This window comes from Nitratireductor sp. GCM10026969, assembly GCF_042660605.1.
GTDB lineage: Bacteria > Pseudomonadota > Alphaproteobacteria > Rhizobiales > Rhizobiaceae > Chelativorans.
The window spans coordinates 13,236-29,402 of sequence record NZ_JBHSUM010000004.1; the positions used below are offsets into that span (position 1 = coordinate 13,236).

Below are 16,167 nucleotides of genomic sequence, written 5' to 3' on the forward strand. Positions count from 1 at the left end.
GATGCGGATCAAATCGGCACGGGCGTGGTGGGTCAGGATACCGATCGAGCCAAACCGCCAGCACCGCAGCGACTTCGGCCAATTGCAGACGTTCGACGCTGCGATCCTCCGCATCGAGACCGATGACGGGCTGGTAGGCTGGGGCGAAGGCAAGAACGCCGCCGGCAGTGCCGGCACCTACGCCGCGCTGGTTCACATGCTGAACCATGAGATCGCGCCCCGGCTCGTCGGGCGCGATCCCGCCGACATCGTCCAGATATGGGAGATGCTGTACAACGGCGTGCGCTACGAGACCGCCGCCGCCCAGGGACATGCGATGCCCGAACTCTCGCGCCGGGGCCTGTCGGTCGCGGCGATCAGCGCGGTCGATATCGCGCTATGGGATCTCCTCGGAAAGTCGCTCGGACAGCCCGTGTGGCGATTGCTCGGTGGACGCAAGGCGGACCGGATGCCAGCCTATGCTTCAGGCGGCTGGGCGCCCGTCGACCAGATCGGCGAGCAATTGCAATCCTATGTCGCCGATGGCGGCTTCCGGGCGGTGAAGATGCGCGTCGGCGCTATGGACGGCGCGCCGCACATTTCCGCGGCACGGGTGAAGGCCGCCCGCGCCGCGCTCGGCCCGGATGTCCAGCTAATGGTCGATGCGCACGGGACCTACACCGTCGCCGAGGCAAAACGCTTTATCCAGCACGTATCCGATTGCGACCTCGCCTGGTTCGAGGAGCCGGTGAGTGCCGACGACAAGGCAGGCATGGCCGAGGTTCGTGCCAGCGGATTGGTGCCGATCGCCGCGGGCGAGTCCGACACAACACGTTTCGCCTTCCGCGACCTCGCGGTGCTCAAGTCGGCCGACATCTTCCAGCCCGATCCAGCCTTCTGCGGCGGCATAACCGAGGCGATGCGCATCGGCGCGATCGCCAGCGCCTTCAACCTGAGACTCGCGCCGCATCTGTGGGCCGGCGCACCTTGTTTCTTTGCCGGCCTGCATGTATGCGCAGCGTCGCCGGCAAGCTTCATCATCGAGTATTCGCTCGGCGCAAACCCGATGATCCACGACCTCGTGGAAGACGAGGTGCGGGTGGAGGACGGCATGATCGAAATCCCGGGCCGCCCAGGTCTCGGTTTCACCATCGCGGAAACGGTTCTTGAAACCTACGCGCAGAAGAGTTGAAAAATGAAGGAAAATAACCTTCTACCGGATCTTGCGGCGCATCTCTACGCGCACTCCAAAGCGGACAATGGGCGCCTTCCCTCCGAACGCGAGCTCGCCGACCACTTCTCGGTGAGCCGCGGCCAGATCCGGGAAGCGCTGGCAATTCTGGAGGCCATGCGTATCGTCGAGCGTCGCGCCAAGTCCGGCATCTATTTGACGACGAACGAGGCGAGCGTGGAGGCGATGGCCCTGTTTGCGCGTGCCGGGGTGCCGCTCGATCCAGTGCAAATCTATGAGACGGTGGAACTCAGGAAGATCCACGAGATCAAGGCAGCCGAGCTCGCCTGCGAAAGAGCGACGGACGAGAACTTCGAGCGGCTGCGGGAGATCCTGAAGACCTCGGAGGAGAGGCTGGCGGCGGGCGAAGGCCTTGCGCGCGAGGATCGTGATTTCCATCTCGAAATCGTGCGCGCGACGAAGAACAGCGTCTTCCACAAGGTCTGCAGCGTCTACTACATGATGGGCGAACAGCGCCTGCCGATCTATTTCGGTGATCCTGAACGCAGCCGTCGTTCCCACGCCGAGCACATCCAGATCTTCGAGGCCCTCCTGCGAAGGGACGGCAATCTGGCGCAGGCGCTCATGAGCGCGCACCTAACCGGAGCCGAGAGCTACTGGAAAGGCCTGATCGGCACTCCCGAAACGGACGAGCGCGATATACCGCAGATGGAGGCCGCAAACGCGCGCACCTAGCAAGCTGGTCGGAAAGGGCTAGTCGACGTGCCGGTCATCTTCTCGACACATGAGATTCATCCCCACGCCGTGCGGATTCTTGAGCAGACCGGCGAGTTTGTCGTTGCGAGCGCACCCGATCAGGAGACCCTGCAGCGCGAAGGCCGCGAGGCCGATGTGATCATCGTCAGGGCTCCCCTGCCCACGGCGCTGTTCGACGATCCGCCGCGGCTGCGCGCGGCAATCAGGCACGGAGCGGGGCTCGACATGATCCCGGTCGAGGCTGCGACCGAGGCGGGCGTCCTCGTGGCAAACGTGCCGGCCGTCAATGCCCGGACGGTGGCCGAGCACGTGATGATGGTCACCCTGGCGCTGCAGCGGCGGTTCCGTATGGTCGACCGCGATCTGCGACAGGCAGGCTGGACGGCGGCGCGGGCCCATGCGGATCTGGGACATGACCTCGCCGGCCGGACCATGGGCATCGTCGGCATGGGCGCGGTCGGACGGGCCGTGTTCAAAGCCGCCAGTTCGGGTTTCGGGCTGAATGTCATCACGGCAACCCGCAGTTCCGCCGCGCTCCCCGAGGGAGTCCTGCGGGTCGATCTCGATACGCTGGTCGCCCGATCAGACGTGATCGTGCTGTGCTGTCCGCTGACAGCTGAGACCAGAGGGTTCATCAACCGCGAGCGCATCGGGCGGATGAGGACCGGGGCCCTGCTGATTAACGTCTCGCGCGGTCCTGTCGTCGACGAGGCAGCCCTCGTGACGGCCCTGCAGCAGGGATCGATCGCGGGTGCTGCGCTCGACGTGTTCTCGACCCAGCCACTGCCGGTGGACCATCCACTGCTTGCGCTCGACAACGTGATCCTCACGCCCCACATGGCCGGAATTACCGAGGATTCCATGATGAGAATGGGCACTGGAGCTGCCGAAGAGGCGGTGCGGGTTCTGTCCGGAGAACTTCCCAGGAATTTCTGCAATCCGCAGGTGGAAGCCCGCTACCGCCTGAGATTTCCTGCAGGTGGCTGAGATCAGCAATTTCGCAGGGTGGAGCCCCTCCGGCTTGCCAGGCCCGGCAACGTTTCTTTGCCTCAACCTGGATAGGCGAGGCTCCGGCCCGTCCCCCTGTCGAAAAGGATGATCTTGCCCGGGTTACAGGAAAACTGCACCGCCTCGTCGATCCGAAAGCTCTGATGCGCCGGTGTCGTCAGCCGGATCATACTGTCGCCGGCACGCAAAGTGACGATCTTCTCGACACCATAATTTTCGACGTCGTGTACCCTTGCCTGCGCCGGGGCACCGCTTTCGAGGAACATGTCCTCGGGCCTGATCCCGAAGATCAGGTCACGCCCTTCCATGTCGTCTCTGGGCGTTGCGATCGGTAGGCTGAAACCGGCCTCCGCCACGGCATTTCCGCCGCTGATTGCACCATGGATGAGATTCATCGGCGGCGAGCCGACCGAACGTGCAACGAAAGTATTCCTTGGGCGGGAGTAGATTTCCGAGGGGGCGCCGACCTGAACGAGGCGGCCACGGTCGAGCACGCCGATCCGGTCGCCCATGGACATGGCCTCGATCTGGTCGTGCGTGACGAACAGAAATGTTGCGCCAAGATGCATCTGGAGATTCTTGAGCTCCGTACGCAGCGCCTCGCGCAGCTTGGCATCGAGCGCCGACAACGGCTCGTCCATGAGAAAGACGCGCGGCTTGCGCACGATCGCCCGTCCGATGGAAACGCGCTGCATCTCTCCGCCGGAAAGGCGATCCGTCTTACGGTCGAGCAGGTGATCGATGCGCAAGGTTTTCGCCACTTGCTCCACGCGCACCTTAATCTCGGAGGGCTCGACGTGGCGGATCTTGGACTTCAACGGGAATTCGAGATTCTCGCGCACCGTGTAGCGCGGGTAGAGCGAATATTGCTGGAGCACGAGCGCGACATCGCGCTCGGCCGGGCCCCAATCACCGACATCGACCCCGTCGATCAGCACCGTTCCTTCAGTCGGCTTCTCCAGCCCGGCCACGATGCGCAGCGTGGTGGTCTTACCGGCCCCCGTTTCGCCGAGCAGCACGAAGAACTGGCCATCGGCGACTTCGAGGTCGAGCCCTCGAAGCGCGGTGTTGGCGCCAAAGGTCTTGGTGATGTCTCTCAGTTCGATATGTGCCATCGCCTACAGCCTCACTCCAAGCGACTTGCCGTCCCTGGTATCGAAGAAGTGCGCCTGCACGGGATCGATGCGTGCATGCACCTGCTCTCCCGCCCTCGGCACGAAGCCCGCCGGCGTACGCGCACGCAACATGCCCCCGCCCACCTTGAGGTCTACAATGTCGTGAGAGCCGAGCGGCTCTATGATCTGCGCTTCGACCGGCAGGTAGCCCTCGCGCGGCTCATGGGAGACAAGGATCCCCTCCGGCCGGACGCCGAGCGCAAGAGTGTCCCCGGGCGCATGCCCGTTCAGCTTCATCAGCAGTTCACGCGGGAACTGGAAGCCCTCAGCCGCATCATCGACCGTGACACGCGCCGAACCGGCTTCCTCACTCACGCGCGCGGGCATGACGTTCATCACCGGACTGCCCACGAACTGCGCCACGAAGAGATTCTGCGGGCGGGCATAGACTTCCTCCGGGGTGCCGACTTGCTGAAGCACACCTTCGTGCATGATGACGATCCGGTCCGCGAGGCTCATCGCCTCCACCTGGTCGTGCGTGACATAAATGGTGGTCGATCCCTGCTTGATGTGCAGGCGCTTGATCTCAGCGCGCATCTCCTCGCGCAGCTTGGCGTCGAGTGCACCGATCGGCTCGTCCATCAGCATGGCCTTCGGCTGGCGCACCAGCGCGCGGCCGATGGCGACGCGCTGCATGTCGCCACCCGAGAGCGCCGACGGCTTGCGGTCGAGCAGGTGCGCGATGCGCAGCACCTTCGCGATCTCGCGAACGGTCTCGTCGATGGCGCCCCTGCTCGTACGCGTAGCGCGAAGCGGGAAGGCAATGTTCTCGTACACCGTCATGTGCGGATAAAGCGAGAAGGACTGGAACACCATCGCGATGTCGCGATCGGAGCATTTCAGATGCTGGACCGGCTTGCCGTCGATCAGGATATCACCCTCGTCGATCGTCTCGAGTCCGGCGATGGCGCGCAGCGTCGTCGTCTTGCCGCAGCCGGACTGACCGAGCATCACGATGAACTCGCTGCCGGCGATCGACAGGTTGAAGTCCTTGATGACCTGAAGGTTACCGAACCACTTCTGGACACCCCGAAGCTCAATTTCCGTCATGCCTTGCCCTCGCGGTGGTCGGAGACGTCGAACACATCGTCGGAGACGTCCTCCTCGGTTCCCACGGAGCCCGGTCCGATATGCGAGGTGATGATGAATCCCACAAGGCCGATCAGTATGATCGTCACGCCATAGCGGTGCAGGAAGAATATCCAGGGCTGGCAGAGCGCCACGATTCCAAAGATCATCAGCCACATCGAGCCTGGTTCGAGATATCGCCGGTTCATCTCTCGGAAAGTCATTTGCGGATCGCTCCGAAGGACATGCCGCGCAGGAGGTGATTGCGCAGAAGGAAGGTGAAGATCGCGACCGGAAGCAGGAACAGGAATGTGCCCGCTGCAATGACGGTCCAGTCCGGCAGGCCGGAACCGACCTGGCTGGGGATGAAAGGCGGCGCGGTCTGCGCACGCCGGTTCGTCATGATCAGTGCAAAGGCGTACTCGTTCCACGCGATGATGAAGCAGAAGACGGCCGTCGCCGCGATGCCGGTGACGGCTTCGGGCAGCACGACCTTGAAGAAGGCCTGGAGCCGCGTGTAGCCGTCGACGAGCGCCGCCTCCTCGTATTCCTTCGGGATCTCGTCGATGAAGCCTTTCATGAGCCAGACCGAGAAGGAAAGATTGAAGGCGGTATAGAGAATGATCAGCCCGATGTGGGTATCGTTGAGCCCAAACCAGCGGTACATCAGGAACATCGGTATCGCCACGACCACCGGCGGCAGCATTCGCGTCGACAGAATGAAGAACAACCAGTCCTGCTCACCGGCCACCTTGAAGCGCGAAAAACCGTAGGCCGTGAGTGTGCCCATGCCGACCGCAAGGACCGTCGAGGAAATCGCGATGATGAGCGAATTCATGAAGCGGTCCGGATAGGCCGACAGTTGCACTTCGCCGCGGCCGGACCGGACGATCTTCTCCCCATCGTCGAGCACGATCTGCTCCCACCAGGGCGCGGCCGCGTATTCTTCGGCTGTCGGAGGCTCGCGAAGCTGTGAGCGGCGCACCATCAGCTTCACGAAGGGCGCGATTTCCGGCTCGAACAGGACCGTCGGCGGAATGGTGGTTGCCAGGTTGCGCGGCTTGAAAGCCGTCGAGGCGATCCAGTAGATCGGCGCCAGGAAGATGATCGTCACGATCAGGACGGCGACGATCGCCAGCCTGTTGAGCGCGACTTCGGAGGTTGTTTTGACTGCCGCCACCTCAGCGCTCCTTCACCTTGTTCAGGTACTTGACGTAGATGTTGGTGATGGCGACCACCATGATCAGCATGATGTAGGCGAGTGCGGAGGACATGCCGGTCTGCCACTCCTGGAAAGCCATCTTGTAGAGCCGGATCGATATGAGTTCCGTGGTCGGCTGGCTGGTCAGGATGTAGGCCAGATCGAAAGTCTTGAACGCTTCCATGGTGCGGAAGATGATCGCGATCATCAGGATCGGCGCCACCAATGGCAGCGTGATCCGGAAGAAGGTGTAGAACGGGCCGGCCCGGTCGATCGCCGCGGCTTCATAAAGATGCTTGGGCACCGCCGAAAGGCCGGCCAGCGACAGCAGCATGACGAACGGCGACCACATCCAGATGTCGGTGATCGCGACGGCATATAGCGCCATGTCCGGATTGGACAGCCATTCGAAGCGGCCGAGACCCAGCGCATAGTTGATGATGCCGAAGGACGGGTCGTAAAGCAGCTTCCAGAACAGGCCGACGACCGCCATGGACAGCATCATCGGCAAGAGCAGCAGCGTCGTCAGGAGGCCCTTGAAAGGAATCGCCCGGTTGAGCAGCATCGCGACGCCGAACCCGACCAGCACTTGCCCCGTCACGGAGACAATCACGTATTTCGCGGTGATCGCGAAGTTGGTCCAAATATAGGGATCGTTCAGCAGTGTGCGGTAGTTCGCCAGACCAACGAAATTCGCTGGCGCATTGGTGGAGGCGCGGAAATCCGTGAAGGAGTATCCGAGCGAGTACAGCAGCGGGAAGATATTGAAGATGATCAGGAAAAGGATTGTCGGGATTATGAAAAGGTTCCGGATCGTCAAGTCGCTCCAGCCGCGCGCGGCCGCACGCGACTGCGGATCCAGCCGTGTCATGACTTCGGTCGCCAAAACTCTCCTCCTCCGAGAGCATGCCGCGCGAGCGGCCCGATGAATCGGTCACGAAGGGGACCGAAGCCCCCTTCGCCAATCTGCATCAATCGTAGCGATTGTACTTCTCGAAAGTCGCCTTCCAGTCTGCCGCCAGTGCGTCGAGCGCTTCCTTGGCCGAACCTTCCCCACCCACGATGTAGGGGTAGATGCGCTGGTTCATCTGGATCAGAAGCTCGGCATATTCCGGCGTGGCCCAGAAGTCCTTCACCTTGAACATGGTCTGATAGAAGGCTTCGTTATAAGGGGTCGCATTGCGGAACTCTTCCGATTCCAGCGTTTTGGCGTGCGCGGTGTAGCCGCCGAGTTCGGCCCAGCGCTTCTGGACGTCGTCCTGGATGAACCATTCCAGGAATTTCATCGCCTCTTCCTTGTTCTCGGAATAGGAGACGATCGAAATTCCCTGCCCGCCAAGCGCGGCGAACTGGTCGCCGTCCGGACCTTCCGGATTGGCGAAGAAACCGGTCACCTCGGCATTCGGGTTTGACGCCTCATTCACGAGTGCCGGGAAGAAGGCAAAGTAGTTCATGCTCATCGCGGCCAGGTTTTCGGTGATGGCCTGGTTGTTCTCCACGAAGAAGGTCTTGGCCCAGCCCGGCGGCGTATAGTCGTAGAGCTCGCGATACATCTCGAGCGCCTTGACGTTCTCATCGGAGTTGATGATGCCGTCGACCTCATAGGTCTCGTAATTGCCCAACTCGCCGCCATAGGAGAAGATGGCGTTTTCGACGCCCATCACCAGGCCGTCATAGGAGTTGTCGGTGTAGATGGCGATGCCGTAGCGGTTTTCGTCCGGACGGTGGAAGAACTCCGCAATGTCGCGCATCTGAGCCCAGGTTGTCGGCGGCGCGAGATCGTAGCCGTATTTGGCCTTGAACGCCTCCATCTCCTTGGGATCCTCGAACCAGTCCTTGCGGTAGGCCCAGCCGACCGCGTCCCCCTCGGCCGGAATGGCCCAGTACTTACCGGAATTCGCCGGATATTCGGCGTAGTACTTCACCGTCGCCGGTGCCATCACCTCGTTCAAGTTGTGCTCGTTGAAGAAGTCCGTGAGGTCCACATAGTGCCCCGCCTCGGAAGCAGCGCCGAGCCACTGGGAGTCGCCGACGACCATGTCATAGGCGGAGCCCCTCGCATTGAACTCGGTGAAGGCCTTCGTCTGGAAGTCCTGCCAAGGCGTCGTCTCGACCGTGACCATTACCCCCGTCTCGGCTTCGTATTCATTGACGAGTTCCTGCAGATAGTTCGCCGGATCCCACTCGGCCCAGAAGATCGTCAGTTCCTGCGCGCTTGCTGATGCCCCGAAAGCAAGCAGCGATATGCCCGCAAATAGGCTCTTCATTCCATTGCGCATGATGTTCCTCCCATTCTTGCGCCTGAACCGCTGCTGATCGCCCCACTTATGTCCTTGTGCGGACAGGCCTCCTCACCTGTTCGCCAGCTCTCCGCGAGACGATTTTTCCTTCCTTCTCCCATGAATCTGGTAGTACCAAATTGCAACCACAGTCAAGCGACTTGTCGCGCCAGACTACTTCCATTTAGCCGAAGCACCTGCTCCAAAGCCCACGCCTTTCGGTGTCCGTTCAGGCGATCCCGACGCACGCCCCGTGGGCAAGTTGTGCGGCAAGGTGAACAAGCAGATGGCCCTATCTGGTCTAACCAGATTGACCTATGTTTCTAGCCCTCCTTGTTCTTGTGGCGCATTGTCGCCCGCACCAGTTCCAGTGCAGCCCAGGTCGCCACCTTCTCGGATTCCTTGCTGTCGAGGCCCCAGATGTCCTTGAGCACCACCAAGGCCTCGATGCCGAAGATCAGCGACAGTGCCTGAGTGAGCCGGTCGAATTCTTCTGCCGGCAACTGTACGCGCAGCGGCTCCAGCGCATTGCGCAGGAGTTCCACGCGGTGGCCGCGCATGAACTGCGGTTCGCCCTCCGGTGCGCCCGATTTCCGCTGCGCCCACTGGTCCAGCGAAAGCTTCAACGCGGCCTTGAAGGTCGCCTCGAACTCATCGAGCCGCGGCAACGAGGTGCGAAACAAACTCTCGATCCGTTCCCCGGCATCAGGCGACCGGTCCTTCCACTTCAAGATCGGTCCCAAAGCCTCGTCCACCACGGCATCGACCAGAGCCGCCTGGCTGGGGAAGTAGCGGTATGCGGTCGCCCGGGACACCCCCGCCGCTTCGGCGACGTCGCTGACCGACGGCGTAAGACCCGCCTGCATGAGCCGGATTGCCGTCTTGAGCATGAGCCGACGGGTCCTCGCCCGCGGGCCGCGTTCGTTTTCCTCCGGCAACTCGGTTGATTGACGTGAGATATCCATATCATTATGATACTCGCGTCTCAAAAATTTGCAACAGCCGGCAGAAGCTGTCGCCGCCGGGAAGGGCGGAAGAGAAGAACGATCACCGAGGAAGGTTGCTTGAAACGGGTCTATGTCGTCGGCACGGCTGACACGAAAGGGGAGGAACTGGCTTTTCTCGCCGCTCTGGTCGAGGCTCGCGGGCTGCCCGTGGTCCGGGTCGACGTGGGCACGCGTCCGTCCACGTCCGAAATGGATATTCCGGCCGCAGAGGTGGCGGCCTTTCATCCAGACGGCGCGACGGCGGTTCTCGGTCTGGACGATCGCGGAACTGCCATCGCGGCAATGGCTACGGCCTTCAGCCGCTTCATCGTTTCACGAGAAGATATCGGTGCGGTCGTCGGCCTCGGCGGGGGCGGCGGTACCTCGATCATTACGGCCGGGATGCGCATGCTGCCTTACGGCGTCCCGAAGCTGATGGTCTCGACGCTCGCTTCCGGGGACGTGTCGCCTTATGTCGACATCTCCGACATTGTCATGATGCCCGCGGTCACCGACATCGCGGGGCTGAACGGCCTCAGCCGCGTCATCCTGCACAATGCCGCGGAGGCGATCGCGGGAATGGCCGCGCATCCTGCCGATCGCAGGGAGACCAGGCCGGCGATCGGTCTTACCATGTTCGGCGTGACGACCCCCTGCGTCACCGCGATCGCAGAGCGCCTGCGGGACGACTACGACTGCATGGTCTTCCACGCCACGGGCACAGGCGGTCGTACGATGGAGAAACTGGCCGACAGCGGCATGCTGGCCGGTTTCATCGACATCACGACCACCGAGGTGTGCGACCTGCTCTTCGGCGGTGTCCTTCCGGCCACCGAGGATCGTTTCGGCGCCGTCGCCCGCACGCGCCTTCCCTATGTTGGCTCCGTCGGCGCGCTCGACATGGTGAATTTCTGGGCGCCGGAGACCGTTCCGCCGCATCACCGCACGCGTAATTTCTACGAGCACAACCCGAATGTCACGCTGATGCGCACGACGCGCGAGGAGTGCCGGGCCATAGGCGAGTGGATCGGCAACAAGCTGAACGCGTGCGAGGGAGAGGTCCGGTTCCTGATCCCCGAAAAGGGCGTTTCCGCGCTCGATATCGAAGGGGGCGCCTTCTTCGATCCGGAGGCCGACGCGGCATTGTTCATGGCGATCGAAGCGACGGTCCGGCAGACCGAAAGGCGCAGGATCGTGCCCCTGCCGCTGCACATCAACGATCCCGCCTTTGCCGAGGCTGCGGCCGCGACTTTTCTCGAAATCCATCACAACTGAGAGGCAAGATGCCCGCAATTTCACGTAGCCAAGTCCTCGAGACGTTCCGCAAGATGATCGACGAGGGCAAGCCTATCGTCGGCGGAGGGGCCGGAACAGGCCTTTCCGCCAAGGCTGAGGAAGCGGGCGGGATCGACCTCATCATCATCTACAATTCGGGCCGCTATCGCATGGCGGGACGGGGTTCCGCCGCCGGCTTGCTCGCCTACGGAAATGCCAACGCGATCGTGAAGGAGATGGCGGCGGAGGTTCTGCCGGTGGTCGAAAGAACGCCGGTGCTTGCGGGCGTCAACGGAACGGACCCCTTCGTGCTGATGCCGCAGTTCCTTTCCGAACTGAAGGCGATGGGCTTCTCCGGCGTGCAGAATTTCCCGACGATCGGACTTTTCGACGGGACGATGCGCCGCAGCTTCGAGGAGACGGGCATGTCCTACGCGCTGGAGGTCGACATGATCGCCGCCGCGCACCGGCTCGACCTCCTGACGACGCCATATGTCTTCAATGCGGATGAGGCAATCGCAATGACGCGCGCCGGAGCGGACATCGTGGTCGCCCACATGGGCGTGACCACCGGCGGCACGATCGGAGCCTCCTCGGCCAAGTCGCTGGACCAGTGCGTGGAAGAGATAGACGCGATCGCGGCGGCGGCCCGGACCGTTCGCGGGGACGTGATCGTGCTCTGTCATGGAGGGCCGATCTCGATGCCCGAGGACGCGCGCTACATCCTCGAACGCTGCGTGGGCATCCACGGCTTCTACGGTGCGAGCTCGATGGAGCGCCTGCCCGCGGAGGCGGCGATCCGCGACCAGACGGCGAGCTTCAAAGCGCTGCTGCTGCGCGAAAGCACGTGAGGTTTCAGGGAGGAAAACGAGATGAGCAAAAGCAGGCGGCAATTCTTCAACTATCCCGGCGAGGTGGATGCTTTCGGCTTCGACTGGGGCAGACTGGCGCTGACGGTCGGGCCGGAGGTCAATGGTGCCAGGCGGTTTTCCGGTGGTGTCGTGGACGTCAACCCGGGAGAAGGGCATGCGCGCCACAACCATCCGGGCGCCGAAGAGATCATCTTCGTGATTTCGGGCAATGGCGAACAGATGGTCGAGGACGAGAGCGGCAATCCCGTCACGCGCGAAGTGGGGCCGGGCTGCACCGTCTATGTCCCCGAAAGCCGCTATCACTCGACGCTCAACACCGGCGACGGCCCGATGCAGCTCTTCGTCGTCTATTCACCGGCCGGTCCGGAACAGGCGCTTCGGGATCTTCCCGACTTCCGCCTGTTGAAGGCTGGCGGGGCGTAACGCTGCGAGCCATCGGCGGCCACGCACGCAGGCAGACGAGGCCTTTCGGCTGGCTGTCCGTTCCTATGCCGTCGCGCCCCGGTTCCAACCCCTGCCACGCTCGCCGAACATCTCATAGCCGTCGTTTGTGACCGCCAGCGTGTCCTCGAGCTTGATGAAGCCGCGGGAAGGGTGAAGCATGGTCGTCTCCACCGAGACGACCATGCCGGCCTCCAGAGGACGTGCAGCGTCTACGCCTTCATAGGTGACCGGATGATTGGTCATCAGAAACGGCACCTCATGGGTGATCAGGCCCATGCCGTGGGCGAAGAAATCGGTAAATTCGGCAACCTTGGAGGCCTTGAGCACGCTCTGCGCACGGGCGATCACGTCGCCGCCGCGCGCCCCTGCGCGAACCTTCGAGAAAGCCGCCTGCTGGATCTGCTCCACCTCGCCAAGCAAATCCTCCAGTTCGGCGTCGAGATGCCCCAGCACGCCCATGCGGCACAGATCACCGATATAGCCGCGATAGTTTCCGCCGGAATCGATGGAGAGCACATCGCCCTCCCGCCAGGCCTGGTCCGACGCTGCCCGGTTGTGGCTCGGTCCCAGGGTGAGAAGACAATATTCGAACTGCAGGCCGCGGTTCGTCTCCTCCTGCCGCAGCCTTTCGATGATCTCGGTTTTTGTCGTTCCTGCACGCGCCCACCCGATTGTCGCCATCATGGCGTTGGTGACGAGCTCGGAGGCCTTGCGCAGCTTCTCCAGCTCCTCCGGTTTCTTCACGGCACGCAACCGCTCGAGCACGCCGGTCGCGTCCACGAAAGTCGCGCCCTCTAGCCGCTCGCTGAACAGCCTGTAGGCGTCCAGCGGCAGGAAAGACGGCTCGATGCCGATGCGTGCCGCCCCCTTCCCGATCTTCCTCAGATGCTCCACCGCGTATTCGGCGGCATCCAGCGTCCCCCAGGCCGCAGCATGAAAGGCGGGGGTCCAGAACGGATGGTTCTGGTGCTCGCCGCCCTCCATCCGGTTGGCCACATAAGCGGAGTTTTCGGCGTGTCCCTTTTCATAGATGACGACGGGCAGGTAGCGGCTGTGCCCGATCGCATCCATCGTTGAAAAGAAGATGAACCTGTAGCCGCCGAGCAGATACTGCGTGTTGTGCTTGGAAGTGGCGAGGAGCACATCGATGCCGGCCTCCTCCATCAGCGCGTCGAGGCGGCCCGTATCAAACGGGGCCATGGTGCGGGTCGTTTGAGACGCGTCGATATTCACCGGTTCCTCCCTCGCAAGCGGCCGCATCAAACATTTCTGGTCGGACCAGTTTTGCACATTGGAAGCTGGAGCGTCCAGAGTCCAGGGCGGCATCCAGACAACCCAAACCTACCCATCCGCCGCCGGGCGACAAGCCGTCCGGCCGCACGGGCACGCGCGTCGTCCCGCCCGATCGCCACTCGTGCCCGCCAATCACTGTCGAAAGAAGATGTCGAGGGGCGCACCGGCTGCACGCCACCGCAATCCGCATTGCTGGTGAACACCGGCCACGTTTGCGCGCGTACATGATACCCCGTATGGAAACGGCCTCAAGCTGAGACCTGATCGGCGCCACTCAGGATCCGGTTGCCATACCGCTTTTTGCAGATCGGTTCCATGGGATCACCTCGGTCCTGCAGGGGCTCCCGTTCGTGTACCGGTTTACGCTTCGGTTGAGTACCCCCCTCTTCGGTGGCCTTGAGATTTATATCCCGCATTTGGCAGTTTTCCGGCTGCTTATGAAGACACGCTAAATGAATTATGCAGTTTCTTAAAGTGATCTGGCATCAAAATGGCTGCAATGCCGCTACTTCATGAAAATCCCGAAGTTCGTTGAAAGAGCTTCTTCGGGTCCGTGCCGAAACTGATCGTGCTCGGCACGCGATGCGTCTGACGAGGATCATGACGGCTGCGCCATAGAGGGCGGTGGAGATTACCAGATCGTACCGGCAGGCTCGCCCTGTGCTCCGCCTCATCACCGGTTTCACGAGGCCAGTTGCATCAGGGTAGCCGTGAAACGGCGCGACATCGCTGTCGGCGGCGCATCGGCGGGGGTGATGACGAAGAGCTGGCGCTCCATCGAGACTCCTTCGAGAGTGAGGGCGACGAGGCTACCCGATGCGACTTCGTCGCGAACGGCACTTGCAAGTACGATGGAGATGCCAAGGCCCGCGGCGACCGCCCGTTTCACGGCCTCCGTGCTGCCGAGCTGCTGCGTCACATTCATTCGATCCACCAGACTTCTCAACTCCGAGCGCAACAATCGTCCCGTACCCGTACCGGGCTCGCCTCCCAATACAGGTTCGGTGACGAATTCTTCCGCAGAGATTGAGCGTCTTCGGCTCCAGCGGTGGTCGGGCGCCACAATCACCACCATCGGATCGCGCCGCCAGGGTACGACCTCGCAGCCCGAACGGGGCTCCCACCACTCCGTCACGGCGACATCGATTTCTCCGCTCTCGAGCCGCGCGATCGTTTCGGGGTTGGTGCCGATGCGCAGCCGCACGGGAAGCGCTTTGGGATCCTCCTGTTCAAAACGGCGGATATAGGGCGGCAGCAGGTAAATGCCCGGATTGGAGGCAGCCCCGACAGCGAGGGGATGGCGATGAACCGCCTGAATCGAGCGTTCCGCGCCCTCGATGAGGCGCCGGGCGAACGGGAGGAAGGCCGCCCCCCGCGCCGTTGGGGAAGCGTTGCGATGGGCACGATGAACGAGTGTCACGCCGAGGCTCTCCTCGAGCTTGCGCAACTGCTGGCTCACCGTCGGCTGGGAAGCGCCGAGGCGGCGGGCCGCTTCATGGAAGCCGCCTGAATCCACGATGGCGAGGAACGCTTGGACATGCGTCAAGTTGAGCATCAGGCGGTTCTCTCCATGGATTTGTGCGGATCGAGGATCGTTCCGTGCATCCGCCCGCCATCGAGGAAGCGCAAGATGTCGTCGGCGGCGGCGAGTGCGATGTCGCAGCGCACGCTGTCGACGGCCGAGCCCAGGTGGGGCGTCAGCACGGTGCGGGGATGGGCGCGCAGCCGAGGCTCGACTTCGCAGCGACGGTCCGGCCGCGCCCAGTCCTCCATTTCGAAAACGTCAGCCGCGTAGCCACCGAGAGTGCCGGCCTCGAGCGCATCGGCGACGGCCGCTTCGTTGACGAGGGAGCCGCGGGCCGGATTGACGAGCATTGCGCCGGGTTTCATTGCCGCCAGTGCAGCCGCATCGATCAGATGGAGCGAGTCGGGAACGAGTGGCAGCGCCAGGACCACATAGTCGCACTCCCGCAGGAGCGGTGACAGGTCTCGTCGTACCAGGCAGAGCGCATCCTCCTTTCCTGGCGAAAGCGGACGCGCATCGCAGTAGAGGAGCCGGCACCGGAAGGCGCGCAGCCGATACGCGATCGCCTGGCCGACGGCGCCCATACCGATGATCCCGACGGTGGCGCCGTCCAGGCCAGTGCCGTAGAGGATCGGCCGCCAGCCCGTGAAGGAGCCGCCACGAACAAGACGGTCGCCTTCCACGATGTTGCGGCCGAGGGCGATCATGAGGCCGATGGTGAGCTCCGCCGTCGGCGCGGTCAGCAGGTCCGGGACGATGCTGACGGCCACGCCACGCCGCCGACACGCCGCCAGGTCGAAATTGTCGGCCCCCTTCAAGGCACAGGCGATGACCTTGAGGTCCGGGCATTGCTCGAGGAATTCTTCATCGACGTGATCGGTCATGAAAGCGACCATCGCGTCGGCGTCTCGCGCCCGGGCCAGAAGCTCTTCGCGCGACCACGGCTGGCGCGCCTGGTTGGCTTCCACCGCGCCTCTCGTCTCGAGCCGGTCGAGCACCTCCCGATGTATCCAGTTGGTGACGATGGTCTTGCGTGCCACGTTCGATGTCTCCTCGAATGTTCGGCAGGCCAGCCGGTCAGCTACGAGGCCAACCGCCCCACACACTTCGCGAT

The 16,167-nt window shown here is 62.8% G+C and carries 16 protein-coding genes; 6 read left to right on the top strand and 10 right to left on the bottom strand.

Translation table 11 applies throughout. The annotated features are described in order from the left end of the window. The first annotated feature begins 1 nt into the window (after position 1). From ACFP9U_RS01925 to ACFP9U_RS01935, 3 genes are read left to right on the top strand one after another with little or no spacing between them, the layout of a single operon-like run. Complete coding sequence (locus ACFP9U_RS01925) at positions 2–1,171, top strand: mandelate racemase/muconate lactonizing enzyme family protein (protein WP_378618614.1); 1,170 nt, start codon at positions 2–4, stop codon at positions 1,169–1,171. Positions 1,172–1,174: 3 nt separating this feature from the next. Further along, positions 1,175–1,906, top strand: coding sequence for a FadR/GntR family transcriptional regulator (locus tag ACFP9U_RS01930; protein WP_378618615.1), 732 nt, complete (start codon positions 1,175–1,177; stop codon positions 1,904–1,906). 27 nt (positions 1,907–1,933) lie between these two features. Beyond that, positions 1,934–2,914, top strand: a complete 981-nt coding sequence (locus ACFP9U_RS01935; RefSeq protein ID WP_378618617.1) for a hydroxyacid dehydrogenase — start codon at positions 1,934–1,936, stop codon at positions 2,912–2,914. A 62-nt stretch (positions 2,915–2,976) separates the two neighbouring features. On the opposite strand, the gene ACFP9U_RS01940 is transcribed toward ACFP9U_RS01935, so the two are convergent. The 7 genes from ACFP9U_RS01940 to ACFP9U_RS01970 all read right to left on the bottom strand — a co-directional run bounded on the left by ACFP9U_RS01940 (position 2,977) and on the right by ACFP9U_RS01970 (position 9,623). Next, positions 2,977–4,050 carry an ABC transporter ATP-binding protein gene (locus ACFP9U_RS01940; protein WP_378618619.1) on the bottom strand — a complete coding sequence of 358 codons (1,074 nt, stop codon included), beginning with the start codon at positions 4,048–4,050 and terminating at the stop codon, positions 2,977–2,979. Positions 4,051–4,053: 3 nt separating this feature from the next. Beyond that, positions 4,054–5,160, bottom strand: a complete 1,107-nt coding sequence (locus ACFP9U_RS01945; RefSeq protein ID WP_378618620.1) for an ABC transporter ATP-binding protein — start codon at positions 5,158–5,160, stop codon at positions 4,054–4,056. Then, positions 5,157–5,402, bottom strand: coding sequence for a hypothetical protein (locus ACFP9U_RS01950; RefSeq protein ID WP_322453664.1), 246 nt, complete (start codon positions 5,400–5,402; stop codon positions 5,157–5,159). Before ACFP9U_RS01950 ends, ACFP9U_RS01945 begins: the two co-directional genes overlap by 4 nt. Next, positions 5,399–6,358 (bottom strand): carbohydrate ABC transporter permease, encoded by a 960-nt coding sequence (locus ACFP9U_RS01955; protein ID WP_378618622.1) that lies wholly within the window; start codon positions 6,356–6,358, stop codon positions 5,399–5,401. Before ACFP9U_RS01955 ends, ACFP9U_RS01950 begins: the two co-directional genes overlap by 4 nt. 1 nt (position 6,359) lies before the next feature. Continuing rightward, positions 6,360–7,265 (bottom strand): carbohydrate ABC transporter permease, encoded by a 906-nt coding sequence (locus tag ACFP9U_RS01960; RefSeq protein WP_322453666.1) that lies wholly within the window; start codon positions 7,263–7,265, stop codon positions 6,360–6,362. 85 nt (positions 7,266–7,350) lie between these two features. Continuing rightward, positions 7,351–8,658, bottom strand: coding sequence for an ABC transporter substrate-binding protein (locus ACFP9U_RS01965; RefSeq protein ID WP_378618624.1), 1,308 nt, complete (start codon positions 8,656–8,658; stop codon positions 7,351–7,353). 323 nt (positions 8,659–8,981) lie between these two features. Continuing rightward, positions 8,982–9,623: a TetR/AcrR family transcriptional regulator gene (locus ACFP9U_RS01970; RefSeq protein WP_378618626.1), complete on the bottom strand. Its 642-nt coding sequence runs from the start codon at positions 9,621–9,623 to the stop codon at positions 8,982–8,984. A gap of 99 nt (positions 9,624–9,722) precedes the next feature. Between ACFP9U_RS01970 and ACFP9U_RS01975 the strand changes: the two genes are divergently transcribed. From ACFP9U_RS01975 to ACFP9U_RS01985, 3 genes are read left to right on the top strand one after another with little or no spacing between them, the layout of a single operon-like run. After that, positions 9,723–10,919, top strand: coding sequence for a Tm-1-like ATP-binding domain-containing protein (locus tag ACFP9U_RS01975; RefSeq protein ID WP_378618627.1), 1,197 nt, complete (start codon positions 9,723–9,725; stop codon positions 10,917–10,919). An 8-nt stretch (positions 10,920–10,927) separates the two neighbouring features. Next, positions 10,928–11,770 carry a phosphoenolpyruvate hydrolase family protein gene (locus ACFP9U_RS01980; RefSeq protein ID WP_378618629.1) on the top strand — a complete coding sequence of 281 codons (843 nt, stop codon included), beginning with the start codon at positions 10,928–10,930 and terminating at the stop codon, positions 11,768–11,770. A 21-nt stretch (positions 11,771–11,791) separates the two neighbouring features. Next, positions 11,792–12,214, top strand: coding sequence for a cupin domain-containing protein (locus ACFP9U_RS01985; protein WP_378618630.1), 423 nt, complete (start codon positions 11,792–11,794; stop codon positions 12,212–12,214). Positions 12,215–12,277: 63 nt separating this feature from the next. On the opposite strand, the gene ACFP9U_RS01990 is transcribed toward ACFP9U_RS01985, so the two are convergent. The 3 genes from ACFP9U_RS01990 to ACFP9U_RS02000 all read right to left on the bottom strand — a co-directional run bounded on the left by ACFP9U_RS01990 (position 12,278) and on the right by ACFP9U_RS02000 (position 16,093). Beyond that, a complete protein-coding gene (locus tag ACFP9U_RS01990) occupies positions 12,278–13,435 on the bottom strand; it encodes a M24 family metallopeptidase (RefSeq protein ID WP_378618724.1) in 1,158 nt (385 codons plus the stop codon). Positions 13,436–14,210: 775 nt separating this feature from the next. Continuing rightward, positions 14,211–15,083: a LysR family transcriptional regulator gene (locus tag ACFP9U_RS01995; protein ID WP_378618631.1), complete on the bottom strand. Its 873-nt coding sequence runs from the start codon at positions 15,081–15,083 to the stop codon at positions 14,211–14,213. Beyond that, the gene (locus ACFP9U_RS02000) at positions 15,083–16,093 is read right to left on the bottom strand and encodes a phosphonate dehydrogenase (RefSeq protein WP_378618632.1); all 1,011 of its coding nucleotides are present in this window, start codon (positions 16,091–16,093) and stop codon (positions 15,083–15,085) included. Before ACFP9U_RS02000 ends, ACFP9U_RS01995 begins: the two co-directional genes overlap by 1 nt. Positions 16,094–16,167: the final 74 nt, after the last annotated feature.